This window comes from Halobacillus sp. Cin3, assembly GCF_947311855.1.
In the GTDB taxonomy this organism is placed as follows: domain Bacteria; phylum Bacillota; class Bacilli; order Bacillales; family Halobacillaceae; genus Halobacillus; species Halobacillus kuroshimensis.
This window is the reverse complement of sequence record NZ_CAMZMV010000002.1, coordinates 287,472-312,413: the sequence shown is the minus strand read 5'-3', so window position 1 is coordinate 312,413 and position 24,942 is coordinate 287,472. Positions and strand designations below refer to the sequence as shown.

Annotated in this window: 20 protein-coding genes; 15 read left to right on the top strand and 5 right to left on the bottom strand. The window is 48.5% G+C overall.

Translation table 11 applies throughout. The annotated features are described in order from the left end of the window. The first annotated feature begins 4 nt into the window (after positions 1–4). The 6 genes from QMA39_RS09705 (at position 5) to QMA39_RS09680 (ending at position 7,670) form a co-directional block, all read left to right on the top strand. Positions 5–1,627 (top strand): sensor histidine kinase, encoded by a 1,623-nt coding sequence (locus QMA39_RS09705; protein ID WP_281658562.1) that lies wholly within the window; start codon positions 5–7, stop codon positions 1,625–1,627. Then, positions 1,602–2,291 (top strand): response regulator, encoded by a 690-nt coding sequence (locus tag QMA39_RS09700; protein ID WP_027954988.1) that lies wholly within the window; start codon positions 1,602–1,604, stop codon positions 2,289–2,291. Before QMA39_RS09705 ends, QMA39_RS09700 begins: the two co-directional genes overlap by 26 nt. A 132-nt stretch (positions 2,292–2,423) precedes the next feature. Beyond that, positions 2,424–3,419, top strand: coding sequence for a TAXI family TRAP transporter solute-binding subunit (locus QMA39_RS09695; RefSeq protein ID WP_206933378.1), 996 nt, complete (start codon positions 2,424–2,426; stop codon positions 3,417–3,419). 38 nt (positions 3,420–3,457) lie between these two features. Beyond that, entirely contained in the window at positions 3,458–3,952 is a 495-nt protein-coding gene (locus tag QMA39_RS09690) for a DUF1850 domain-containing protein (RefSeq protein WP_051254660.1), read from the top strand. Then, positions 3,952–6,111, top strand: a complete 2,160-nt coding sequence (locus QMA39_RS09685) for a TRAP transporter permease (RefSeq protein WP_281658561.1) — start codon at positions 3,952–3,954, stop codon at positions 6,109–6,111. Before QMA39_RS09690 ends, QMA39_RS09685 begins: the two co-directional genes overlap by 1 nt. Positions 6,112–6,377: 266 nt before the next feature. After that, positions 6,378–7,670 carry an aldehyde dehydrogenase gene (locus QMA39_RS09680; RefSeq protein ID WP_206933382.1) on the top strand — a complete coding sequence of 431 codons (1,293 nt, stop codon included), beginning with the start codon at positions 6,378–6,380 and terminating at the stop codon, positions 7,668–7,670. 58 nt (positions 7,671–7,728) lie between these two features. Here the strand turns inward: QMA39_RS09680 and QMA39_RS09675 are convergent, their stop codons facing one another. The 4 genes from QMA39_RS09675 to QMA39_RS09660 all read right to left on the bottom strand — a co-directional run bounded on the left by QMA39_RS09675 (position 7,729) and on the right by QMA39_RS09660 (position 13,453). Further along, the gene (locus tag QMA39_RS09675) at positions 7,729–8,631 is read right to left on the bottom strand and encodes an acetamidase/formamidase family protein (protein ID WP_281658560.1); all 903 of its coding nucleotides are present in this window, start codon (positions 8,629–8,631) and stop codon (positions 7,729–7,731) included. Between the two features lie 379 nt (positions 8,632–9,010). Continuing rightward, the gene (locus QMA39_RS09670; RefSeq protein WP_281658559.1) at positions 9,011–10,669 is read right to left on the bottom strand and encodes a M4 family metallopeptidase; all 1,659 of its coding nucleotides are present in this window, start codon (positions 10,667–10,669) and stop codon (positions 9,011–9,013) included. Positions 10,670–10,964: 295 nt separating this feature from the next. After that, complete coding sequence (gene ald, locus QMA39_RS09665) at positions 10,965–12,095, bottom strand: alanine dehydrogenase (RefSeq protein ID WP_281658558.1); 1,131 nt, start codon at positions 12,093–12,095, stop codon at positions 10,965–10,967. Between the two features lie 107 nt (positions 12,096–12,202). Next, positions 12,203–13,453: a helix-turn-helix domain-containing protein gene (locus QMA39_RS09660; protein ID WP_281658557.1), complete on the bottom strand. Its 1,251-nt coding sequence runs from the start codon at positions 13,451–13,453 to the stop codon at positions 12,203–12,205. A gap of 185 nt (positions 13,454–13,638) precedes the next feature. Here QMA39_RS09660 and QMA39_RS09655 point away from each other — a divergent pair, with 185 nt between their 5' ends. The 9 genes from QMA39_RS09655 (at position 13,639) to QMA39_RS09615 (ending at position 23,600) form a co-directional block, all read left to right on the top strand. Beyond that, a complete protein-coding gene (locus tag QMA39_RS09655; protein ID WP_281658556.1) occupies positions 13,639–14,715 on the top strand; it encodes a hypothetical protein in 1,077 nt (358 codons plus the stop codon). 132 nt (positions 14,716–14,847) lie between these two features. Then, positions 14,848–15,807, top strand: coding sequence for a BadF/BadG/BcrA/BcrD ATPase family protein (locus QMA39_RS09650; RefSeq protein ID WP_281658555.1), 960 nt, complete (start codon positions 14,848–14,850; stop codon positions 15,805–15,807). Positions 15,808–15,814: 7 nt separating this feature from the next. After that, positions 15,815–16,720 carry an N-acetylmuramic acid 6-phosphate etherase gene (gene murQ, locus QMA39_RS09645; protein ID WP_281658554.1) on the top strand — a complete coding sequence of 302 codons (906 nt, stop codon included), beginning with the start codon at positions 15,815–15,817 and terminating at the stop codon, positions 16,718–16,720. A gap of 57 nt (positions 16,721–16,777) precedes the next feature. Continuing rightward, positions 16,778–18,154: an extracellular solute-binding protein gene (locus QMA39_RS09640; RefSeq protein WP_281658553.1), complete on the top strand. Its 1,377-nt coding sequence runs from the start codon at positions 16,778–16,780 to the stop codon at positions 18,152–18,154. A gap of 81 nt (positions 18,155–18,235) precedes the next feature. Next, positions 18,236–19,129 (top strand): sugar ABC transporter permease, encoded by an 894-nt coding sequence (locus tag QMA39_RS09635; protein ID WP_281658715.1) that lies wholly within the window; start codon positions 18,236–18,238, stop codon positions 19,127–19,129. A gap of 19 nt (positions 19,130–19,148) precedes the next feature. After that, complete coding sequence (locus QMA39_RS09630) at positions 19,149–19,985, top strand: carbohydrate ABC transporter permease (RefSeq protein ID WP_027955002.1); 837 nt, start codon at positions 19,149–19,151, stop codon at positions 19,983–19,985. Between the two features lie 14 nt (positions 19,986–19,999). Beyond that, a complete protein-coding gene (locus QMA39_RS09625; RefSeq protein WP_027955003.1) occupies positions 20,000–20,893 on the top strand; it encodes a MurR/RpiR family transcriptional regulator in 894 nt (297 codons plus the stop codon). Between the two features lie 15 nt (positions 20,894–20,908). Continuing rightward, entirely contained in the window at positions 20,909–22,312 is a 1,404-nt protein-coding gene (locus QMA39_RS09620; protein WP_281658552.1) for an FAD-linked oxidase C-terminal domain-containing protein, read from the top strand. Next, positions 22,305–23,600, top strand: a complete 1,296-nt coding sequence (locus QMA39_RS09615; RefSeq protein ID WP_281658551.1) for a (Fe-S)-binding protein — start codon at positions 22,305–22,307, stop codon at positions 23,598–23,600. Before QMA39_RS09620 ends, QMA39_RS09615 begins: the two co-directional genes overlap by 8 nt. 455 nt (positions 23,601–24,055) lie before the next feature. Here the strand turns inward: QMA39_RS09615 and QMA39_RS09610 are convergent, their stop codons facing one another. Continuing rightward, a complete protein-coding gene (locus QMA39_RS09610) occupies positions 24,056–24,715 on the bottom strand; it encodes a nuclease-related domain-containing protein (protein ID WP_281658550.1) in 660 nt (219 codons plus the stop codon). Positions 24,716–24,942 lie beyond the last annotated feature (227 nt).

Sequence of the window (24,942 nt, the reverse complement as noted above, 5' to 3'; positions counted from 1 at the left end):
ATTCATGTCATTGAAACGCATGCCGATTCGCTGGAAGATTACCATTCTATCGTTTGGTATGGTCCTTTTCTCATTATTGATCGGTGGAATTCTCATTGTCGGTCATACGGTCGAAACAAAAGAAGAAGAACTGGGAGAACGGGCGCTGTTGACCGGACAGACCATCGCAAGCCTTCCTGAAATTCAGAGCCATCTCAAAGAACCCAGGGGCTGGGAGAACATTCAACCTCTGGTCGAACAGATGCGTACCGTCTACCAGTCGAACTACATCGTAGTTTTGAACATGAACCGGATCCGCTACTCGCACCCTGTCGAGGAAAATCTGGGCACGTTGTCTTCCGGAAGAGATGAAGGACCGGCCTTTGCTGAACACAGTTATACCTCCAAAGCGAAAGGAGAATCGGGGACAGCCGTGCGCGGGTTTGTCCCTGTAATGGATGAGAACCATGAGCAGATCGGTGTCGTGATTGTCGGTGAAATCCTTCCCTCCATGAGAGCGGTCATATGGGAAATGAAAAACGAAATAAGCCTTGTTCTTCTCCTCACCTCTCTATTCGGGATGGCCGGATCCTGGCTGCTTGCGCGTCATTTAAAGGAGCAGATGTTTGCTTTGGAGCCTCACGAAATTGTTCAGCTTTATGAAGAACGGACGGCAGCCTTCGAAGCCATGAATGAAGGAATCGTGACTGTGGATACGGCTGGAAAAGTGACATTAATCAACCAAAGGGCAAGGTCCCTGCTGGATGTTACGGGCTCACCGACAGGGCATTCTATACATACTATCGTCCCTGGTCTGAAACTCGGCCATGTCCTTGCTGGTGGAGAGCCTGTGTTGAATCGTGAGATCCGTGCAGGGATGAAGCTTCTTCTTGCTACGTGTATTCCGATCAAAGTAGAGGATCGATATGAAGGAGCCGTTTTGATCTTTCAGGATCGGACCGAGGTGACACAGCTCGCTGAAGAACTGACAGGAGTGAAAGCTTTTGTTGATGCCCTGCGGGTACAAAACCACGAGCATCGCAATAAGCTTCATACTATCGCCGGTATGATTCAGCTGGAACAGAACGATGCAGCCCTGCAGTATGTATTTGACACATCAGAAAAACAGGAGAAGCTGTCACGTTCCCTTCTGGCCACCTTCCAGGATTACAGCATCGCCGGCCTCCTTCTGAGTAAAATTGCCAGAGGAAAGGAATTAGGGATTGATGTTTCTGTAGAGGAAGAAAGCGGATTGATGGTATTTCCCCCGCTCTGGGACCATCATGACCTGGTGCTTATATTGGGAAATCTGATTGAAAATGCCTTTCACTCCTTTGAAGGGATCCAACAGGATGAAAAAACGATCCGGGTTACAGTTATACAGGACGACGAAACGTGCTCCATCATCGTTGAAGATAACGGGATGGGGATGAGCCCTTCGGTCAGCCGGCAGATGTATAAAAAAGGCTTTTCCACGAAGGGAGATCATGGGTCCGGCATTGGGTTGTATCTTGTCAAAAACCTCGTGGATCAAGCCATAGGAAAAATAACCGTGAAATCTGCGGAGGGACAGGGAACAACCATCATCATTGATGTACCACTTATCATCGAGGAGGGACAGGATGAGCAGACAGTTAGAAACGCTTGAAGTTCTTTTGATCGAAGATGATCCAATGGTTCAGGAAGTCAACCGGCAGTTCATTGAAAAGGTGCCACCTTACAAGGTGCAGGCCATTGCTTCCAATGGAAAAGAGGGTGTTGCACTTGCCTCCCGACATAACCCTCAGCTGATTGTCATCGATGTGTACATGCCTGAATTGGATGGAGTAGAGACATTGAAAGAACTCCGTGCGAACGGTGTTCAAGCGGATGTGATTGCTATTACGGCTTCAAAAGAGAAAGAAACCATTCGGACGATGTATCAGTACGGAGTGATTGACTACATCATCAAGCCGTTCAAATTTGAACGGCTGCAGCACGCACTGGAAAAGTACAGGACCTACCGGACGGCTGTGATTGGAAATGGAGAGCTCAGTCAGACCCAGCTGGATGAGCTGTTTGGATCGACAGTCCCAGCAGAAAATAAGGTGCTTCCTAAGGGATTGAATGAGCAGACACTGAAACAGGTGGTCCATGTATTGAAATCCTCGACGCACCCACTGTCGGCGGAGGAAGCGGCTGAAGCGATCGGGGCAGCCCGTGTCACGGCAAGGAGGTATCTGGAATATCTTCAGAAAGAAGGATCGGTCGTCATTGATATTCAATATGGAACGGTAGGCCGTCCGGTGAACCGCTACCGGATAAAACCTTGACTCTCTCCTCGTATGCAGGGGAGTTTTTTTATGAACAAAAAGACCAAAATGTTCATTATGTCCGTAATATTCTCAATCTAATTTGTAAGCGTTATCATTATTTTTAGAATATTACGAATTGGAGGCAATCATATGATGAAACGTGTTTTTCTTATATCGGTACTAATTCTTACGGCATTTTTAGCGGCCTGTGGAGGCAGCGGAGACTCAGAAGAGGCATCCGGGTCTGGTGAATCAGGTTCAGAATCGATTGTATTAGGTACAGGTGGTACATCAGGGACGTATTATCCCATTGGTGGAGCGGTCAAACCCGTATTTGAGGAAAGTGAAAGTGTGGCCAATGTAACCGTGGAATCGACAGGAGCTTCTGTCGCCAACATCCAGAATATTAAAGATGGTTTGAATCAGATGGCCATCATTATGAGTGATGTCGGTTATGATGCAATAGAAGGGCAGGGGCAGTTTGATGGAAATGCGGTTGACGTTCAAGCGATGGCGGGAATGTACCAGAATGTTGTCCAGATTGTCGCTTTAAAAGACAGTGGGATTACGTCTGTAGCTGATTTGAAAGGCAAGAAAGTCGGAGTTGGAAAAGTCGGTTCCGGCGTAGAGCAGAGTGCGAAGAAAGTCCTGGAGGCAGAGGATATTACCTATGATGATCTTTCCAAAGTGACGCACACCGGCTATGCCGACAGTGTGCAGGAAATGAAGAATGGAAACCTGGATGCTGCCTTCTTCACATCAGGGGTACCGAACAGTAATATCACCGACTTGATGCAGCAGACAGACATCCAGTTTGTCGAAATCAGCGGGGAGACAGCCAAGACGCTGATGGACAAGTACCCTTTCTATAAGGCGAATACGATAGAGGCCGGCAATGAAGCGGCGTATGATCTTGATGAAGCAGTGGAAACGGTTGGTATTCAGAACATGATTATCGTGTCCAAAGATTTGAGTGAAGACGTCGTTTACGACATGACCAAACGGTATTACGAGTATTTAGGAACAGAAGAAGTTTCCGTTGGAGCGTTAAAACAGCTGGACAGAGATGAAATTGCGAAAGGCCTGATTGCTCCGCTGCATCCAGGTGCTGAGAAATTCTATGAGGAACAGGGAATTTTAGAGTAAAGGAGAGGGGCATCGTTGATCCGGTGCCCTTTATTACGATGAGAATTTTCTATGTGTTTCTAATCGGTCTATCAGCCGTGTCTCTGTTCTCAGCCTTTTATTCTTTAGAAGCGCTGACATTGATTAAAGAAGGAAAGATCACAGCTTTATACCTTACAGATTCGGAGCAGGAATTCCGCATCCGCTGGAATCATTCGGTTGAAAAAGAAGATTGGGAAGAAATATTCATCGTTCAGGATGGCGGGATCACCCTGACAGGGACACGCTTTAAAACTTTTGGAGCGGGTGTACCCCATGATACAGGCGATGATACGTATGTCGAGGACGGCTGGGTGTATATGACAGGCATTCACCAGCCGATTGGAAGTGAGCTGGTCGTCCGTACAGGGGAAGCAACCGAACACCGCCTTTTCTATGGAAAGGATATCACGTACCAGCTGGATGAGAAGAAGGCTTATCGGGTTGTTGTCCGTCGTATGACCGTCTGGAGGTATGTTGTTTTAAAAGCACAGGGGTGGAAGGGAGAGGAATGATGATGAACAAACAGAACAGTGAAACTGCAGAAAAGTATGACAGGGAAAGTACGACGAGAACGGACTTTGTAAAGCCGATGGCGATAGCGATTTCCGTCCTTGCGATTTCATTATCCTTATTTCATTTGTACACGTCCTATGCCGGTTCCCTTGTGGATGTAAAACAAAGGAGCATCCACTTGTATACGTTAATGACACTCGGATTTCTGCTGTATCCTTTTGTTAGGAAAAGAGGAAGCAGGAAAGTTCCGGGTTATGATTACATCACGGCCGGTCTTTCAGTATTTGCCGGCTTGTATATGTTTATGACGGCCGAACGGATTATCCAATCCGGAGGGCAGATCAACGATATGGATTTTTACGTAGGGATTCTCATTCTGCTTCTTTTATTTGATATTACGAGAAGGGTGACGGGGTGGGGGCTTACCCTGCTGGGACTTGGCTTTTTGGTTTACGGCTTTTATGTGAAATTGTCTGTCTATCCAGATCTGAACGGCGTCATTGTTACGAGTGTGGCGAAGCAGATCATTGCCCAGCTCATCTTCATCACCGAAGGGGTGCTCGGAACAGCCATCGGGGTGTCGGCGAGCTACATTATCCTGTTCATCTTATTCGGTGCTTTCCTAGCCCGGTCCGGTATGGGGCAGTTGTTTAATGATCTGGCCCTTGCCGTGGCCGGTCATACGAAAGGCGGCCCTGCCAAAGTGGCGGTCATCGCCAGTGGTTTTTTAGGATCCATTAATGGATCAGCGATTGCCAACGTCGTCACAACAGGAACGTTTACCATTCCACTAATGAAAAAAATCGGCTATAAAAAGAACTTTGCCGGTGCCGTGGAATCCGCGGCCAGTGTAGGTGGACAGATCCTTCCTCCGATCATGGGGGCTGCTGCTTTTATTATGGCGGAAAATTTAAACGTCCCTTACACGAAAATCATTCTCGCGGGTATTATTCCCGCTCTTTTGTTCTATGTAGGGATTTTACTTCAGGTTCATTTCCGGGCGGCAAAACGGGGGCTGCAGGGACTGCCTAAAAGTGAACTGCCGTCTGTGAAGGAAGTCATCGCTGAACGCGGACACTTAATCATTCCGATGCTCACCTTGCTTTACTTGTTGTTTTCCGGCAAAACTCCGTTTTATGCGGCGTTTTGGTCGATTATTGCCACCGTCGTCATTGCCGGGACGAGCAAAATGATTCCTATTATCCTCGGAATCTCTATGTTTCTCATCTTCCAGCCGCAGCTGTCTGCGGTTCTGTCCGGAAGCGCCGTACCGAATGTACGGAGTGATTGGTGGGAGCTGCTGCTTATCGTAGCCGTACCACTTGCGATTAACCTATGGAGAAAGCGTCTCCGAATTAAAGGGGATGAAGTAGGCGTGGTTGATTGCTTGAAGGCTTTAGAGGAAGGCGCGAAAACAACGGTGCCCGTTGCGATTGCCTGTGGAGCGGTAGGGATTGTTGTAGGGATTGCCTCTTTAACAGGGGTAGCCCTGGAAATTGCCAACAGTATCGTAAGTATCGGAAGTGCGGTGAACAGTCCGCTGATCCAGCTGATCATTACGCTCGTTCTGACGATGATCACGTCAATCATTTTAGGCATGGGACTTCCAAGTATTCCGACGTATATTATTACAAGCACGATGGCGGCACCTATCCTTCTCCAGCTTCCGTTGTATAGAGAACTGGCAGGATCGACGGAAACCGCGACGTTTGTGGCCCACATGTTTGTGTTTTACTTTGGTATCTTTGCCAACATTACTCCACCTGTAGCTTTGGCGGCCTTTGCCGGAGCCGGAGTCGCAGGCGGTGATCCGAACAAAACCGGTTTCCAAGCGATGAAGCTGGCGATTGCCGGATTTATTGTGCCCTTCATGTTTGTATTTTCGCACGAAATGCTGATGGTGGATGCGACGATGATGAACATTGTGACGATTACCGTTACGTCCCTCATAGGCGTTTTCCTCCTGTCCATCATGACAGAGGGATACTTGAAGACGAAGGTTTCCACCGGCTTCCGTTTTCTTGCCGGAGCAGGCGCACTGCTGCTGATTTATCCAGGGTTGTGGACTGACTTTATTGGATTGGCAGTCTTTGTGGTCATCCTTCTATTCAACTTTAGACAGACGAATGCAGTCAGCGAGCAGAGGTCTGCTCTTTAAAAAAATACAGCATTCCGACCCCTGGCGAGATTCAAAAATCACGTCAGGGGATTTTGTTTTAAAGGCCTCTTCCAGACAAATCAATTGACTGTCCGGTTATAGAGGAGTAGTTTAGACAGCACGCTCATCTGGTTAGGTGAGTCCAAGGAATTGGGCCGCAGACGGTCCCGGCGTTTCACCGTTTCCTGGATAGGGAAGAGCCGGGGCATAACAGCCTGTACAAGAAGGTCGTTTGACTGCTCAACATTCAAAAGGAGACGTTTATGATGGAAAACTATCAAGAACTGGTACAGAAGCAGAAATCCTTTTTCCGTAGTGGAAAGACGAAGGAGACAGCTTTTCGTAAACAAGCTTTAACAACAATCAAAGAATATATGACCTCTCACCAACAGGATATCATCGATGCAGTGAAGGCGGATTTGAATAAGCCGGAGGAAGAGACTAACCGTGCAGAAATCGGTCTTGTACTGGCAGAAATTGATTTTATGCTTGAGAATCTGGATACATGGTCGGCCACGCAGGAAGTTCCGACTCCTAAAACTCATGGCGAAGCCAAAAGTTTTATCCAGCCTGAGCCTTATGGTTCCACTCTGGTGATCTCTCCGTGGAACTACCCCGTACAGCTGGCTGTGGCCCCACTAGTCGGAGCCATCGCAGCAGGAAACACGGCTGTATTGAAGCCGTCTGAGTTAACGCCGAACACATCCAGCCTGCTGGCCGGCATGATTAATGAAAACTTCAAGGAAGAATACATCCATGTAGTCGAAGGGGAAGTAGAGACAAGTACGGCCCTGCTTAAAGAAAATTTCGACTACATCTTCTTCACGGGTAGTACAGGCGTCGGTCGTATCGTAGCAGAAGCTGCCGCGAAGACCTTAACACCAACGACCCTTGAGCTGGGAGGTAAGAGTCCAGCGATTGTTCACAAGGACGCTGACCTGGATCAGGCAGCTGCCCGTATTGCTGGAGGTAAATTCATGAACGCCGGGCAAACCTGTGTGGCTCCTGATTATGTTCTAGCCCACAGCGATGTGAAAGAGGCATTGATGCAGAAAATCAAAGAAGTGAAAACGAACACGTATGGCGATGTGGTTCCGGCTGATACGTATCCTCACGTAGTTAGCGGAAAGCACTTCGATCGTCTCAAAAACTTTTTGGATAACGGCGAACTTTACATGGGCGGACGTACGGATAAGGAGAACTTATTTATTGAGCCAACGCTTCTTGATCAAATTACCTGGGAGGACGATGTGATGCAGGACGAAATATTCGGTCCGATTCTTCCTGTGCTCACATTTGATGAAGTATCTGAAGCTGTTGAAGCGGTCATGGACCGTCCGAAACCACTGGCCCTCTATTTGTTTACAAAAGACGAGGAAGTCCAGAACGATGTCTTCACGAACATCTCCTTTGGTGGAGGTGCGATTAACGATACGATCAACCATATGACAACCCACTACCTCCCATTTGGTGGTGTAGGAAACAGTGGGATGGGAGCTTATCACGGCAAAGCAAGCTTTGATACTTTCACACACTTCAAGAGTGTTTTGAAACGATGAAAAAATATCCCTATACGAAAAGAGCTGCTCCGGTTTATTTCCGGAAGCAGCTCTTTTTTTATTCTATAGAGATGGAATAGGCTTCAAGCACTTGGTTTGGTACGAAGAAACGGGCAGTTTTCAGCGGGTCCACGACCTGACTGACCTGTACCTGCCCGGCAGCACTCATCAGCATCGTCAGTTCCGATACAGAAAGGTCTGTCTGCGGCTGGAGGAAATCAATCATCAGCTCAACCGCAGAGTCTACAGCTTCATCCAGCGTTTCTTTAGAGACAAGAATACTCAGTCCATCCTCATTTTTCAGGAAAGGGAAAGGAAGTGGCCGGCCTTTGATAACCTCTACATGGATCGAAACTTCCGCCGGGATTTCCACACCGGAGACACTGATTTCTCCGTCTCCCATGGCTGCGTGAAGATCCCCCAGAGAAAGAAGCGCCCCTTTTTGAAAAACAGGGAAGTAGAGAGAAGCTCCTGTCGTCACTTCTTTTGTATCCATATTTCCTCCGTGGGCGCCTGGTGTGCCACAGGACACCGCATCACCCTCAGGTGCCACTCCAATCACCCCGATCATCGGGTTAAGCGGAAGAGATACCTCCTTATTGAAAACAGCTTTTTCGTTTTCTACAGGAATGATTTTCGCCTGGAATTCTTCCATCCGGTGCCCCATCACTCCAAGGTCAGGACCAGTGACCATCACTCCGCTGTCTCCTAATTGGATATCCTGAATCGTAACTTTCAATGTATCTCCAGGCTCTGCTTCTTCAATGTAGACAGGTCCTGTAGCCGGGTTGATCCGGTTCCAGTCCACCGCATCGATTTCGGTATCCTCCGACTGGATCTGCCCCTCGAAGCAGTCGTTCGTATGCACCTGAATCGTTGTGCCTGATGAAACGTGTAAGGCAGGGGGATGATCCTTGTCCATCGCATAGACGAAATGTTCCTTGGATAAAGTGACTGTCATAGGCTTTTCCTCCTTTTGGTTCCGTATTTCAATAAATTTTGAATCCTTTGTATTGAAGGCTTGAGGTCGTCTCTTCTGATGAGAGCTGCCGCCCATTCTTATGAAAGAGGCTCCCTTAATGGGAGCCTCAGCTTGTAGAGAAACCTATATTTCTTTACAAGCTTTTTTCTTTCTTACCGCCAGGAGTGAAAGCCCCTTCCCTTTCCGCGGACGAGCGCCCGAGCTTCCTCGCAAAACCCACGCTCGGCGATCTCGGCTCACTCGTTCTTCCGCAGGAGTGGAAGGGGCGGCGCTCCTTGGGGGGCTTAAAATCGAAAAAAACAAGGCTGTCGAGACCTCTCGACAGCCAGAGGCTCCCTTAATGGGAGCCTCCGTTTGATCATCCTGTGATACCGACTTCGTTCAACCCGTAAGCAGCGGCTTCAGCTTCAGGGCTGTCTTCCCCGTATAAATCGACCGCTGATTGAATAATCACTTCACGTGCATGGTCAAAGTCAGAATCAGGCATCAGGTAAACGGTAAGGGCGCGGTAATAAATATCACCGAGCTTATCTTTACCGATCTTTTCACCTGTCAGGTAGGCGGCATGGTTGATGATGGAGGAGTTGATGTGGACGCCCCCGTTATCCAGTTCGATAGGCAGGTCATAATACTCGTCCATATGGGAAGGGTACATGCCGTTTCCATCTCCGTAAGAGACATAATCTGCCCCGACAGGAAACTTACTCGGGTTACTCAAACTGCGCAGGGCTGTCCGGCCTTCTGATTTCGCCCCGGCTCCCATGATATCTTCACCCATTTCCCAGTCATCTTCATCAACCAAGGCTCCAAAGATGTCGGAGAAGGCTTCATTCAAAGCACCAGATTGGAAGCGGTACTTCAACCCTGCTGAGAAAGTGGTCACCCCGTGGGTCATTTCGTGGGCAGCAACGTCAAGACCTGCGGATAGTGGGATGAAGAAATCCCCGTCGCCGTCTCCGTAGGTCATCTGCTGACCATTCCAGAAGGCATTGTTGTAATCCTCCCCAAAATGAACCGTCGATACGATCGGCATGCCTTCTCCATCGATAGAGTTTCGATCGTGTTCGTCCAGGAAGTATTTGTATACTTCTTCCGAATTGTAGTGGGCATCTGTCGCCGGTCGTTCATAGGAAGTACGGAAAGCCGCATCCGAGGAGGAGAACAGCTTGCCTGGAAGCACCCATTGATTTTCAGCATCCAGGGTATAAATGCCATCCAAGTTCTTATGGCTCTGATCAAGCAGGTAGTAATCCCGTCCCTGGGTACTCATGTCCTTGGAAATGTGCAGCGTCTTGTAATCCCCAAGCACACCGATGCCGAAGCCGCGGGACGTTTTATAGCTGGCATGCATAATCGTATTATACTGATCGATGACTTTCCCGGTTTTAGCGTCTACATACACCATCCAGTTTCCCGGAGTTTCTCCAAGGAAGTTGACGTTTACTTTATAAGCCAGGTGATTTTCGTCGTTGAATGGATAAATGACAAGGTCGGAAGTGGGGGATTCAACTAGTTCATCGAGTGCAGTAACCGCTTTCTTAGCGGTGGCGATGCTTTTTGATTTTGTTATGGATGGCTTTGTGGACATGCTGGACTTTTCAATAGAAGTGTTGAACTGCCCATTCACAGCTTCCACTTTCTCGTCTTCGCTGTAATGCACTTTAACGAGATGTCCTTCGACTGGGACCCCGTTTTTTGTCTGCTGCAAGGTCACGTGGGTCATTCCGAGATCATCGGTTTTCAAGTCGGTCTGTTTGAGGCTTTGGTCCGGATTGGAAATGTTATATGCCTTTTTGTTCTGCTTCAAATGCTCTTGAGCGGATTTTTCCGTGGCACTTGAGGACGTCTGTGTCTTTTCTTTGTTGAAAAAAGGCTTGTTCTGCTGATTATGTACAATCTTCTGTTGAACCTGCGTTTGATCGGATGTACTGACGGCATGTGTCTGGACAGGGGCCAATGTTCCCATGAATAACGCGGACGACAAGACGGCTACTGGAATGACGTACTTCTTTTTCATAATCAACCTCCTATCAGGAATACAACCAATTATAGGAAAAAATAGGTAAAAAAGACAGAGTCGTTCGAACTGTTTATCTTTTCTGAAAATTATGCAGGAATAACAAGAATTGTGACTATTTACGCAGGTAAGAAGGGGAGGGGCTGGTCATAGGAGACAATGGGTTCACGGACAAAAAGAGGGCAGGAAAAGTCAGCTGATGCTTATAGGGAAGAGCGGTGCATTTAGAGGAGACATTGTAAAACCCGTGCTGTGTTCACAGCACGGGTTTTTGGTTAGCATTTACTGTATTTTCTTATGCGTGGGCAATTTCTTTTAAAGCTTCCAACACAGGTGTGTAGGAGTAGCCAAGATCACGGGCAACCGCTTCGTACGTCAAGTGACCGTTAGCTGTGTTGACCCCTTCTTCAATCGCTTTGTTATCATTCACTGCAGCGGTAACCCCTTTGCTGGCGATCTGAAGGGCATAGGGAATGGTGACGTTTGTCAGTCCGATCGTCGCCGTGCGTGGTACAGCTCCCGGGATGTTGGCGACAGCATAGTGAAGGACACCGTGTTTTTCATAAATTGGATCATCGTGAGTGGTAATGTGATCCACTGTTTCGAAGTTCCCGCCCTGATCAATAGCAACGTCAACGATGACAGAACCTTCTTTCATGGATTTCACCATATCTTCAGAAACCAGCTTCGGTGCTTTAGCTCCAGGGATAAGAACCGCGCCGATGACAAGGTCTGCATCTTTCACAGATTCAGCAATGTTATACGGGTTGGACATCAATGTCTGGATGTCGGAACCGAACTGATCGTCAAGTTCACGGAGGCGTGTCGGATTAAGGTCAAGAATGGTCACCTGAGCACCGAGACCAATTGCGATTTTCGCAGCGTTCGTACCAACGATTCCGCCGCCGATGATGACCACTTTACCGCGGGAAACGCCTGGAACACCGCTCAATAGTATGCCCATGCCGCCGTAGGATTTCTCAAGGTACTGGGCACCGATCTGGGTAGCCATCCGCCCGGCTACTTCACTCATTGGTGTAAGCAGAGGAAGTTTTTGATCAGCAGAAACGGTTTCGTAAGCGATCGCCGTTACTTCATTTTCCATAAGTGCCTTCGTCAATTCAGGCTCTGCCGCCAGGTGAAGGTACGTGAAAAGAATTAATCCTTTACGGAAATAAGGATATTCTGAAGCCAGTGGTTCTTTAACTTTCATAACCATTTCAGAAGCAGCCCACAGTTCTGAAGCGCTTTCAATAAGCTCAGCACCAGAGGCTTGATATTCTTCGTTCGTGAAGTTACTGCCAAGACCGGCATCGACTTCGATGTATACTTTATGTCCTGCTTTTGTAAGGTTTACAACCCCTGATGGTGTAATAGCTACACGGTTTTCGTTGTTTTTAATCTCTTTCGGTACTCCGATAATCATAAGAAAATGACCACCTTTCAGAACAATTTGTAAGAAAAGTATAGCCCGGGAAATGAGTTTTTTGTTTAGCAGAAAATGAGAAAATAAAGAAGAGGATTTGTGAAAAATCACAAATCCTCTTTTTCTTTTTCATCGATTAGCAAATCTATGAACAGCATCATTTTTTGACTGGCATTTTTAAAGTCGATTCCGCCGATTTCCCGGATCCTTTTCAGCCGGTAATTCAATGTGTTGGTGTGAATATGCATGTCTTCGGCTGCTTTATGGACGTTGCTGTTATGAGCAAGGAAGACCTTCAACGTTTCAAGAAGGGCCGCCCGGTTATCTTCATCATACACCTTGATTTTGCGGAGGGCATCATTATGGTAATGTTCTTTCCTCTGCAGCTCGGCAATTTCATTAATGAACTGATAGATGCCGAGGTCCTGGTAATGATCCACTTCAGCAAGGGCTTTCGGGAATTGATCCTTCAACTCAAGCACTTTAAGGGCCTGCTTGTAGCTGGAGTGGATCAGCGACGGTGTGTGGTAGACGAGGCCGACGGCTCCCTTTAAATCATCGAAGTTCAGCCGTTCTTTCATTTTCTGGGTGAAATCGTTCAGAAAAGCACGGCTCAAGTGTTCCGCCTCTTCTTTAGGGTCTGTCCGTACAAGCAGGATCAGCTGATGATCGTCAAAAATCCGGCTGACAATCCTTGTCTGGTACAGCGTCTCTGATAAATAGTAGGCCTGACGTTCGACAGACTGACTGAGGTCTTCTGTAAATTCGAAGACAGCTACACAAAGCTGACCCTGGAGGTTCATTTGATATTTTTTTCCCAGTCGTTTGATATCGGAGGAGTTTTCCAAAGAGCCGGTTAACAGCTGCCAGAAAAACTCTTTTTGGTTTTCTTCGGATTTCTTTTTCTTCGCCTGCTGGCGGAGCAGGTGCTGACTTACGATGCGGGCGGCATCTTCAATGGTCTGAAGATGCTCTTCCGTGATCGTCAATTCCGCGGTCTGTGCCCAGATGAAGCCGAGGATGTCCTCTTTATGCCTTACCGATACGGCAAGCCTGCGGCCGAGGCCGATGTCATCAATCGGAGGGACGATGACAGGGCGTCCGCTTTCGAAAAGCCTGGCCATAATGCCGTGCTTCCATAAGCCGTTGACGACGCTCTCCGGTACTTTCCGGCGCATGATCGTAGCCGTTCTGGCATCATCCACACGTTCTTCATGTTTGCTGTAGGAAACAATCTGATGATTGGCATCTTCGATTGTTACGGGGCATCCAAGGCTTTCGGCGATTCGATCGGCTAATCCTTCGGGAGAATCAATCAGATCGTTCAATGTTTTAGGGGTACGTGGTGATGGACTCATAGACGTTCTCCTTCTTTCAATCATTACTTCTATTCTATCATGGTTTTCCGTATGCAGACATGACCATTTTCCCTTGCTTATTTTGTGTATTTATACGAAGATAGAAAGATCTGTTTGTGTAAAACGACAAAAGGTAGAAAGCGTTTCATAAAACAACAGGAATTTTTCACATAAGGAGGAGCAGCATGAGTAGAATTTTTAAGATTGCCAGTGCATTTATCGGAATTATTGTAGGAGCAGGTTTCGCTTCCGGCCAGGAAGTGTTGTTGTATTTCACCAGCTTCGGACATATGGGTACCGCGGGGGCCGTACTGGCCACAGCCTTTTTCGCCTACATGGGGATGATGCTGACAAGACTCGGCACCCGGATGAAAGCCGATTCTCATAAAGAAGCCGTCCACCGTGTGAGCGGCTGGCGCTGGCTGGGATGGGTCGTCGATGCGGTTATCATTTTCACGTTATTCGGCGTAGGTGTTGTCATGATTGCTGGAGCAGGTTCGATTCCAAGTCAGCAGTTCGGAATTCCAGCAATCACAGGTGTCATTTTCATGTGCGTCATCGTAACGGCTGCCCTATTGTTGAATGTCGACAAAGTGGTAAAGATTATCGGCAGTATTACCCCGTTTTTAATATTGACTGTCGTGGTTATTTCTATCTATAGTGTGATGTCGATGGATAAAAGCTTTGCTGTTTTGGAAGCGACCGCCCTGAAGCAGCCGAGTGACTTTTCCTATTGGTTCATTTCTGCCATGAACTATGTGTCGTTTAATATCGCTGTCGGTGCTTCGATGGCTCTATTGATGGGCGGGAACGAAACAGATGAAAAAACCTCTTCGCTTGGCGGACTTTTTGGCGGACTCGGTCTCGGTCTGATGATCGTGCTCAGCCATCTTGCCATTTTTTCAAGAGTCGATTCCATTGCGGAGTACGACATGCCGCTGCTGGCTTTAGTGGACGAGCTGTCGCCGGTGCTCGGGGCGTTTTATTCCATCGTTTTATTCGGAATGGTATTCAACACCGCGGTCAGTATGTTCTTCTCTTTCGCTGCACGTTTTACAACACTGGGGACAGCCCGGCATAAAAAATTCATTCTCATGACGATTGCGGCCGCTTTCGGATTGAGCTTCCTCGGATTTACCGACCTCGTTTCCTTGTTCTATCCTCTTATTGGAAATATGGGTCTCTTTTTAATTGCGGCACTCCTTGTTGCGCCGTTCCGGTTTAGGGCGGAAGAAAAAAAGAACAGCAAACAAGCAGCATAGCGGAGACAGCCCGGACTAATAACAGTCCGGGTTTTTCTTTTTTTGAAATATAATTACGAATTTTCTAACATTTTATTGACATGAAAATTCATACGCTCTATAATGAGTTCAACAAGGTTTGGGAGGAAGCCCATGACGTACATCATAGGTATTGACGGTGGAGGAACCAAAACGACCTGTCTGTTTTTGAAAGCGGACGAAAGGGCGTATCCAAAGCGGCCGCTGGCGGTGAAAGGGCCGGGGACAAACCCACACGTCGTTGGTTTTGAGGAAGCCGGGAGAAGACTTGAGAGCCTGATCCGGAACGGAATGAAGACGTTCTCCCTGGCGCCGCAGGAAATATCCGGAGCAGGAATGGGGCTGGCAGGAGTCGGCAGGCGGGATGAAATCGAACAGATGGCGGGTACAATGCGTACTATTTTTTTTAATCCATATTTTTCAGAAAATTTAAACTTGTACATCACATCCGATGTGCATGCGGCGTTGAAGGGATCACTGGCCCCAGGCATAAGGGAAGGGATGCTGTTGATTTCCGGTACGGGCTCCAATGCTGTTGGAATAACAGCGGCGGGAAAAATTGTGACATGCGGGGGATGGGGACATCTAATTGGAGATGAAGGCAGCGGTTATCACCTTTCTTTGAAAGCGTTATCAAAAGTGGCCAAGGCAGCGGATGGGCGCGGAGAGCCTACACAAATGACTTCTTATATTCTGCGTGCTTGCGGTTTAGAGAGACCGGAACAGTTGATTCGGTATCTGTATGATCGTCCTTTTGAGAAGAAGGAAGTCGCTGCTTTGGCTCCTTGCATCATCGAAGCTTCTGAACAGGGCGATAAGGCAGCGGTGGATCTGCTGAAGGAAGCGGCGGAAGAGCTGGTGCTTCATATTGAAAGTCTCGTTAAGCAGGGAGTGGATCCGAAAGCACCTGTTTCAGCAGCGGGTTCCATCCTTACATACTCCCAAGTTCTACGAAATCATGTTGGAAAGCTGTTGGAAGACAGGCAGTTCGGTCCCTTGACCGATCCTTACGCTCCACCGGAATATGGAGCGGCTTTACTTGGCAGATCAGCCGGAATGGAAAAAGAAAGGTGATGGACTCATGACAGATTCCCTTACATTTTTAACGACGGAACAGAGGAACGCACGGACGATACATATGGACGAGATGACAACAGTAGAAATGCTGACGGTGATGAACGACGAAGATCATAAAGCAGCGGAGGCTGTGAAAAACGTACTGCCGGCGATTACAAAAGCTGTCGACCACATCGCAGAAGCCTTGAAAAACGGGGGCCGCTTATTTTACGTCGGCGCAGGAACGAGTGGGAGACTCGGCGTGCTTGATGCATCGGAGTGTCCGCCGACATTTATGGTTGACCCTTCGCTTGTGCAGGCAGTGATGGCCGGAGGCGGCCGGGCGTTTACAGAAGCAAAGGAAAACTCCGAAGATAACGAAAATCAGGGCCGGGAAGATTTGAAGGCGCGCGGATTCAGCAAAAAGGATGTCGTCGTCGGGATTACTGCCAGCGGCCGGACCCCTTATCCTATCGGAGCGCTGACTTATGCCGGGCAGGTCGGCGCTTTTACAATCTCTCTCTCCTGTAATGATAAGTCCGAAATCAGTGGGAAGGCCGATTGTCCGATCGAAGTCATCGTCGGACCAGAAGTATTGACAGGGTCCACCCGTTTGAAGTCAGCGACGGCTCATAAGATGGTATTGAACATGCTGAGCACAGCTGTGATGGTCAAGCTTGGAAAGGTGTATGAAAACCTGATGGTGGATGTACATGCAAACAACTACAAACTGCGGGAGAGGGCTAAAAGCATTTTAATGGAAGCGGCCGGGACTTCCTATGAGGAAGCGGAAGAGGCTCTGCAGAAAGCGCAGCATCAGGTGAAACCTGCCATCGTTATGTTGAAAAGGAAGGTGTCCTTTGAAGAAGCTAAACGTCTCCTCGATACCTGTGACGGGCAGCTCCGGGATGCGGTGAATGCGAAAACTTAATTTGAAAACCACACGTTGGTTTCAAATACATGATTTCAATCAAAAAAGGGGGAGCTTATGTTGAGTTTATGGAGGAAAACATCAGCTTGGTTGATTGTTGCCGTTTTATTTGGTTTTCTTTTACTCGTCGGTTGTGCACCCGGAGCAGGGACAGAAGAGACAGATAGTGAGGGCACCGAAGAGGAGTCTTCTTCAGAGAACAGCGGTGAAGAATCGGGAGAGGTTTCGGGAGAACTTGAAATTCAGTATTTTGTCGGCGGTTATGGAGATTCCTGGTGGAAAGAAGTTATCGGTGATTTCCAGGAGGAGTATCCGGATGTCACGATTACGGAGCATGCCGGTCCGAACATTAACGAAGAAATGCGTTCCCGCTGGGTTTCGGACGATCCGCCTGATGTCGTCTACATCGATGGAGCAGGCTCCAGTGAAACACAGATGGTGGAAGACGGTCAGTTGATGGACTTGACCGACTGGATGGAAGGCGTCGAGCTTGAGGATGGTACGGCTTTGAGCGAGAGCTTTATCGTCGATCCGGCTGATTATGATGGCAGCGTATACAGCCTGCCGCTTGTTTTTGATACATGGGGCACGTGGTATGACAATGCCTGGTTTGAAGAAAAAGGCTGGGAGGTTCCAAAAGATTTTCCTGGATTTATGGACACGATGGGGCAGATCAAAGACGAAGAGGGCATCGCTCCTTTTGTCACCACTGGTCAGTACCCGTATTACTTCCTGCGCGGTGTGCTGTATCCCGCCTTCGGTGCGGCCGGCGGGGATGAGCTTTTGACGGATGTGATTAAAGGTAATGAAGGGGCCTGGACGAGCGATCCGGTTCTTGATGTTATGAAAAAAGTCGAGCAGATGCAGGCAGAAGGCATGATTGATGATGGGTTCGGTGCTTTGAACCATACGCAGTCCCAGATGAACTTCCTTCTTCATGACAATGCGTTCATTCCTGTCGGATTCTGGCTGCCTAACGAAATGGCCAACGATACACCGGATGACTTCGAGTATGGATTCGTTCCATCACCGATGCAGGATGAAGGAGAGCCTTATGCCATCGTTCCTGATCTTCGTCCGCTGGCCATTGCTGAAAAAGCAGAAAACAAGGAAGCAGCGAAAGCGTTCGTCGAGTTTGTTTTCACCAAAGAGTATGCGAAGAGCTTCTCTGAACATACAGGAGCAATCATGAACCTGCAGGGGGTTGATTTGTCTTCCAGTGAAGAAGTGCCTTCCTTCTTGATCGAAGCGAATGAAATGATCAACGATCCGGAACAGGTGCAGATTCATCAGAAGCCCCACCCAATGAGTTCAGAGCTGGAAACGCCGATCAGCAACTCGCTCGTTTCCCTCATGCTCGGAAACATAACCGCAGAGGAATTCGTGGAGGAAGCTGAAAAAGCCGCAGCTGAATACCGCAGCAGTTTAGAGTAGGCTCACATGGAAGGAGGAATGGGAAGGCTCTTGTCTTCACATTCCTTTTTTCATAACCATACAGAAAGAGAGGGAAGTGTGATGGTCCAATCGCGCAGGCAGAGGAATCTATTTCTCGCATTTTGTCTTGTTCCAACGTTCATCCTGTTTTCTGTTTTCACCCTTTATCCATTGTTCAACGGTCTTTATTATTCGTTCTTTGAGTGGTCCGGTGCGTCATCGCTGGCGGAATTTGTCGGGTTTGATAACTACCGCCGGCTGTTCAGTGATGAGATTATCCCCAGAACCATCCTTCACGATTATTTCCTTGTTGTGACCAAAGTGGTCGGGATCATGATTTTGTCGACATTTTTTGCCGTCGCTTTGACACAGCTGAAAATTAAAGAAGCCCCTTTCTACCGCATCGTCTTCTTCTTTCCCAACATTATGTCGGTGGTGGTCATCGGTATCTTATGGATGTTCATCTATAATCCGAGTTTAGGTCTCGTCAACTCCGGCCTTGAGCTGATTGGTCTGGAACGCTGGACGAAACCGTGGCTCGGCAGTGAGGACTGGGCGCTTCCAAGCCTTGTACTTCCTTCTGTCTGGGCAGGGATCGGATTGTTCATGCTCATGCTGATGGGCGGGATTTCCAACATTTCGAAAAGCTATTATGAAGCCGCTGAGATCGACGGGGCGACAGAGTGGCAGCAGTTTTGGAAAGTGACCCTGCCGCTCATCTGGCCGCAGATTAAGATCAGCATTTTATACATCATCATTACGACATTGAATGGTTCCTTCATCATTGTCCAGGTTATGACGAAGGGCGGGCCGAACAATTCGACCCATGTGATGGGATCGTATTTATATGAACAGGCGTTTGTTAAGTACAATTTCGGCTATGGCGCAACGATTGGTGTAATGATTTTAATTCTATCGTTGGTCACGGTTCTTATTATGCAGTTTTTTATGAGAAGGGAAAAAGTGGAATATTAACAGACAGGAGGGGAATGGAGTGCAGACAGGAAAATTCTTTTCACGTACCATCGTTCGAATTCCTTTGATCATCTGGACACTCGCTGTTCTGTATCCGATCGTCTGGATGGTTCTGGGCGCGTTTAAATCGAACGCAGAAATTTACGCCAACCCGTGGGGACTGCCGGAATCGTTCAGCTTTGCCAATTTTGTGGATGCCTGGAGCAACTACAATATCGACACGAGTGTTTTCAACAGCTTCATTGTGACAGGTCTCGGTGCCACGTTAACGCTGATGATGGCGATTCCTACATCCTACGCGTTGGAGCGTATGCGTTTCCGCGGGAACCGTCTGTTGTTTACGCTGTACATTTCTGCGATGATGATTCCGATGGTTCTCGGATGGATCCCGCTGTTCTTTTTATTGATGCAGCTGAACCTACTGGATAACATTTTCGGATTGAGCATCGTCTATGCGGTGAGCCAGCTGCCCTTCAGCATTTTCGTACTGACGAGCTTTATGGCTACGATACCGAAGTCACTGGAAGAAGCAGCAGCCATTGATGGGATGTCGCCGTATGGCATCTTGTGGAAGGTAATTACTCCGCTCTCGACAACGGGTATCATTACCGTAACGATCATGAACATGATCCAGTTCTGGAATGAGTATTTTATGGCTTTAATCTTCCTGCAGACGGAAGAAAACTATACGCTGGCCCTGGCGATCGATTACATAAGCAATGAGACCCAGTACACCAACGCGTGGGGAACCTTATTTGCAAGCTTAGTGATTGCCATCGTTCCTGTCATCGTCCTGTATGCGATTTTCCAGCGGCGCATTGTCAAAGGAATGACAGAAGGAGCTATTAAAGGATAAGAGTGGTGGAAGATATGAAAAATTCATTGAAAGGCGGCCTTGTCATTCTGAATGAAATGAAGGACAAGCTGCCACCGTCAGAAAGAAAAATTGCCGAATTTATACTGGATCAGCCTCATGAAGCGATCCATTGTACAGCTACACAGCTTGGTGAACTGAGTTCCACCAGCAGTGCTGCGGTCATCCGTTTGTGTAAGTCCCTCGGGTTGAAGGGCCTGCAGGAGCTGAAGCTGCGCATTTCCGGAGACCTGCAGAAGAAGCCGGAGGCCCGCTTCCGGGATATCCAGCCAGGGGAACCCTCTGATTCAATTGTTGAAAAAGTGACCAACAACAGCCTGCAGGCGATCAAGGAAACGACGGAAATGGTCGATTACCGGACCCTGGAAAAAGCAGTGGATGTTTTGAAAAAAGCGGATACCATCCACTTCTTCGGTGTTGGAGCCTCCGGGATCATCGCCCAGGATGCCCAGCAGAAATTCCTTCGGATGAACAAGGCGACGTCCGCATTTACGGATATGCACAATGCGGCCATGAACATTGCGAACGTAAAGGAAAATGATGTCGTCTTCGGCATTTCTTTTTCCGGTGAAACGTATGAAACGGCGAAAATCATGGAAATTGCCAAATACAAAGGGGCCAAAACGATCAGTCTTACCCGCTATGGGCATTCCCCCGTGACGGCCCATGCCGATGTGTCGCTGTATATTTCAGCCTCCAGGGAAATTCCTGCCCCATTCCGGAGCGGGGCAACCTCTTCAAGGCTGGCACAGCTGCATATGATCGACATTCTTTTTGTTAATCTTGTCACCGACCAGTGGAATGAAGCGTCCGATTACTTTAATGAAATTACCGATGCCATGGATGTGTTGAAAGGAAAACCGCTTCGTCAGAAAAAAGCCCAATCTTAAGAAGGAGCTGAGCATATGGACGAATGGATCGAGGAACTCCGCCGGATCATCCCTGAAAAAAGGGTGCTGACGGATCTTGCAGACCGGCACAGCTACAGCTTTGATGCCTCGTTCGGCGAGCATCTGCCGGATGTTGTGGTCCAGCCGAAAACCAAGCAGGAAACCGCTGATGTTTTGAAACTGGCCAACCGTTATAGAATTCCTGTTCACCCGAGAGGGTCAGGCACATGTCTGAGTGGCGGACCGCTCCCGGTGCACGGAGGAATTGTTCTGGATATGTCCCAGTACCCCGCTGAAATCCATCTGCGTCCGCGGGATCTCACCGTGGACGTCACTCCGAGTGTGCTCACGGCTAATATCAACAAGGCAGCTGAAGAACACGGCCTTATGTACGCGCCGGATCCAAGCAGTGCCCATGTTGCTACGATCGGCGGCAACCTTGCGGAGAATTCCGGAGGCCCCCGGGGCTTGAAATACGGGGTAACAAAAGATCATGTGCTTGGCCTTGAGGTTGTCACTCCTGAAGGGGAAATCATCCGCACCGGCGGACGCACGATCAAAAATGTCACCGGTATAGACTTAACGAAGCTGATTGTAGGGTCAGAGGGGATTTTAGGTGTCATCGTCGGGGCGACGTTGAAGCTGATGCCGAAGCCTCCAGCTGTTCAGACGCTGATGGTTACGTTTGATGAAGTGCGAAAAGCGGGGGAGGCCATTTCCCAGACCCTTACCTCCGGAATCCTTCCGTCTAAGATGGAGTTTATGGATCAGGCCTGTGTCACAGCTGTAGAAAAATTTCAGCCGGCTGGTCTTCCTGTCGATGCTGCTGCCGTCATTATTATTGAACTGGACGGTCATCCCGAGACGTTGAAGGTCGAGAAGCGCCTCATCGAAGAAATTATGGAGGATATGGGTGCGCTTGATGTGATCATTCCGAAAACGAACGAAGAAGCGGCTAAGCTTTGGCATGCAAGGAAACAGGTATCGCCTGCGATTGCGAAAATCAAGCCGACAAAGGTCTCCGAAGATGCGACGGTGCCCCGAAGTAAAATTCCCGATTTTATGGACCGGCTTCAGATTATTAAGGAGAAGTATGACGTGGAAGTGGTCGCCTTCGGACATGCCGGGGATGGAAACCTCCATCCGAATGTCCTGTGTGATAAGCGCGATGTGGAGGAAATGAAGCGCGTGGAAAAGGCCGTGGAAGAAATGTTTGAAGCGGCTCTGGAACTCGGCGGCACCCTCTCCGGTGAACATGGAATCGGAACGATGAAAGCCCCCTTCATGGAACTGGAGCTCGGCGAAGTCGGACTGGACATGATGAAGCGGATCAAGGAGAGCTGGGATCCGAACGGCATTCTGAACCCAGGCAAGGTGTTCCCGGAAAAAGGGCAGAAGCTGGTGCTGCACCATGAATAGTCTGCTGCAGGAACAACTCAGCTATGACAAAACGTTCGACTGCGTCCAGTGTGGCTACTGCCTTCCCGCCTGCCCCACGTATGAGACGATGGAAAGAGAAACCCACTCGCCGCGCGGCCGGATCAACCTCGTGAAAATGGTCGCTGAAGGGAAGGCATCCGCCGAAGATTTGAAAGAGCCGATCGAAAAATGCCTCGGCTGCATGGCGTGTACAACCGTCTGTCCGACGAATGTCCAGTACGGAGAAATTCTGGAGAGCGCCAAGCACGTTATTGATGAACACGAGGAAAAAAGCAGACCACGGAAACTGGTCGAAAACTTCATGTTCCAACGCTTCTTTCCTTCCACAGCTTGGATGGATTCGCTTGGACATGCCACTTGGCTCTATCAATCCAGTGGTCTGAAAAAAGTGTCCCAGCGGTTCGGTCTGACGAAGCGGGCCCCGCTGCACATTCACGAATTTGAAGCGGTCCTTCCCGAGATGCCTTCCCCAAAGCGGCGGAAATCCAGGGCGGGCCGATACGTCCGTAAACGTCCGGCCACAGCTAAAGTTGCTTTTTTCAAGGGCTGCATTATGGATAGTGTGTTTTATGAAACGAACCAAAACACGATGGAGCTGCTGTTGCGAAGCGGCGCAGAAGTTGTTTTTCCAGACCAGCAGACGTGCTGCGGTGCTCTTCACGCGCATTCCGGCAAAATCGATGCATCTGTTGAGCTGGCCAAACGGAATATTGAAGCCTTTGAAGAGGAAAGTTTTGATTACATTGTCAATAACGCAGGCGGATGCGGCGCCCGTCTAATTGAATATCCGCACCTGTTTGAAAAAGGAACGGACTGGCACAGTCGGGCTTCTGCCTTTGCAGCTAATGTGAAGGACATCTCAGAAGTGCTGGTGGATCTGGACGGCCTCCGGTTTGAGCAGTCCGTTCCGCGAACTGTCACTTATCAGCCTTCCTGCCACCTGCGAAACGTCCAGAAGGTAACCGCTGCGCCTGTCGCGCTGTTGGAAAAAGTGCCCGGACTGACGCTGAAACAGATGGACCGTCCGGAATTCTGCTGTGGCTCCGCAGGGATTTACAACATCGTCAACTATGAAGAGGCGATGGACATCCTCGATGTGAAAATGCAGGACGTCTGCGGTGTGGACCCGGATGGCATCGTCACCTCCAACCCGGGCTGCCTGCTGCAGATGAAGCTCGGCGTTGTCCGCGAAGGTGCCGGTGACCGTATGGAAGCCGTTCATTTGGTGGATGTGTTGATGGAAGCGGATCCTCAGCCGAAAACGTAAAGCGTCCCCCTTTGTGGGGCGCTTTTTTTTGGACTTTATGGGGGAGGGGCGGCTGATATCGGTCTTTTTTGTGATATATCGGTCGTTTTGACACATATATCAGTCTTTCCTTGGGTTTATCAGTCAAATTGGCAATATATCAGTCAAATCAGCAATATATCAACATTTGAAGTTATCAAGCATATAAGCTCTGCCCTTGTTTTGTCCAACGGTCGAAAGATTCATAGACTGAAGTAACTTTTTTACGGAAGTGGGAGATGAAATAAGGAGAAAATCTCTAGCGCTTTGATTGGTAATCCGGTTTTCAATTAAGAGCGAGTAGTCTTCCAGGGCAGCCACATGAGCGGACTTGCTGATATGAGCGCAGTTCACGCACTTCCATCTGCCGTGCATACGTTTCATTGGGAGTGAGGAACATTCCGGGCAGAAAACCCCCTTCTTGAAATCTTCTTTTTCTAGTTTGAAAATTTTACATAGTCATAAAAGTAGCTTTCGTGATTGGTGAGCAAGTGGGTGGTGAAGCGGTTCATTGGCGAGGCATTTAAAATGGGGATCCGGCCTTCCATCAGAGTGGAAATTTTCTCAGGCAGCGTTTCAATTCGAATGACGTTCTCAAGGTCATCATCGTCTGTATCAATCCTTGCCGTAGGGTGGCTGTTGACGACCAGTCCATAAATTGGAACATTAGGAATCTGCCAGAGCTTCAGCAGCTTCCGAAGCTGCCGGGTATGACGGCCTACCTGAATGACTGGATCGGCAAACGTAGAATGATCTTCCTCCCATTTTCGTTCAAGGTAATGGAAGCGCTGGTTGAAAAACAGCTCACCTCCAATATTTTTCACTTCAAGAATGATTAGGAGAGAAACGGTTACGACAAGGCAGTCGATTTGAAAATGGTGGGTGCCGTCATACAGACGCAGGTCATGGAAAATATAATGGTCCGAGGGGAGAAAAGTTAGAGGATAATTCAAGGAGAGTTCGCCTTTGTAGCCGGTTAATCGGAGCTTCAACTGGTCATTTACAGCTTCGGATTGAGGGTGATGGGCCACCAGTCTCCGCTTCAAAGCCTGCAGCACTTCGATATCTCTGGGGAAAGTGCGTTCTTTCATAATCATGGCATCCATCCTTTCGCTCTTTCCTTATTCGACATGGAGATCGGTATTCCTTTGGCGGATATCGATTTTATTTTCGATATATCAATTACATTCGAGATATATCAACTAACCCCCAGGTATATCAATTAAATCTCAAGCAGCGAAGGAACTTACTCTTCCAGAACTGGTCGGGCATTGCTCATTGAGGAAGGATACTCCATGGAAGAGGATATTTTTGAATTTTTCAC

Excerpts from the sequence above, each read along its gene's own strand:
- QMA39_RS09705 (WP_281658562.1), top strand. The coding sequence starts at position 5 with ATGTCATTGAAACGCATGCCGATTCGCTGGAAGATTACCATTCTATCG.
- QMA39_RS09700 (WP_027954988.1), top strand. The coding sequence starts at position 1,602 with ATGAGCAGACAGTTAGAAACGCTTGAAGTTCTTTTGATCGAAGATGAT.
- QMA39_RS09695 (WP_206933378.1), top strand. The coding sequence starts at position 2,424 with ATGATGAAACGTGTTTTTCTTATATCGGTACTAATTCTTACGGCATTT.
- QMA39_RS09690 (WP_051254660.1), top strand. The coding sequence starts at position 3,458 with ATGAGAATTTTCTATGTGTTTCTAATCGGTCTATCAGCCGTGTCTCTG.
- QMA39_RS09685 (WP_281658561.1), top strand. The coding sequence starts at position 3,952 with ATGATGAACAAACAGAACAGTGAAACTGCAGAAAAGTATGACAGGGAA.
- QMA39_RS09680 (WP_206933382.1), top strand. The coding sequence starts at position 6,378 with ATGGAAAACTATCAAGAACTGGTACAGAAGCAGAAATCCTTTTTCCGT.
- QMA39_RS09675 (WP_281658560.1), bottom strand. The coding sequence starts at position 8,631 with ATGACAGTCACTTTATCCAAGGAACATTTCGTCTATGCGATGGACAAG.
- QMA39_RS09670 (WP_281658559.1), bottom strand. The coding sequence starts at position 10,669 with ATGAAAAAGAAGTACGTCATTCCAGTAGCCGTCTTGTCGTCCGCGTTA.
- ald (WP_281658558.1), bottom strand. The coding sequence starts at position 12,095 with ATGATTATCGGAGTACCGAAAGAGATTAAAAACAACGAAAACCGTGTA.
- QMA39_RS09660 (WP_281658557.1), bottom strand. The coding sequence starts at position 13,453 with ATGAGTCCATCACCACGTACCCCTAAAACATTGAACGATCTGATTGAT.
- QMA39_RS09655 (WP_281658556.1), top strand. The coding sequence starts at position 13,639 with ATGAGTAGAATTTTTAAGATTGCCAGTGCATTTATCGGAATTATTGTA.
- QMA39_RS09650 (WP_281658555.1), top strand. The coding sequence starts at position 14,848 with ATGACGTACATCATAGGTATTGACGGTGGAGGAACCAAAACGACCTGT.
- murQ (WP_281658554.1), top strand. The coding sequence starts at position 15,815 with ATGACAGATTCCCTTACATTTTTAACGACGGAACAGAGGAACGCACGG.
- QMA39_RS09640 (WP_281658553.1), top strand. The coding sequence starts at position 16,778 with ATGTTGAGTTTATGGAGGAAAACATCAGCTTGGTTGATTGTTGCCGTT.
- QMA39_RS09635 (WP_281658715.1), top strand. The coding sequence starts at position 18,236 with ATGGTCCAATCGCGCAGGCAGAGGAATCTATTTCTCGCATTTTGTCTT.
- QMA39_RS09625 (WP_027955003.1), top strand. The coding sequence starts at position 20,000 with ATGAAAAATTCATTGAAAGGCGGCCTTGTCATTCTGAATGAAATGAAG.
- QMA39_RS09620 (WP_281658552.1), top strand. The coding sequence starts at position 20,909 with ATGGACGAATGGATCGAGGAACTCCGCCGGATCATCCCTGAAAAAAGG.
- QMA39_RS09615 (WP_281658551.1), top strand. The coding sequence starts at position 22,305 with ATGAATAGTCTGCTGCAGGAACAACTCAGCTATGACAAAACGTTCGAC.
- QMA39_RS09610 (WP_281658550.1), bottom strand. The coding sequence starts at position 24,715 with ATGATTATGAAAGAACGCACTTTCCCCAGAGATATCGAAGTGCTGCAG.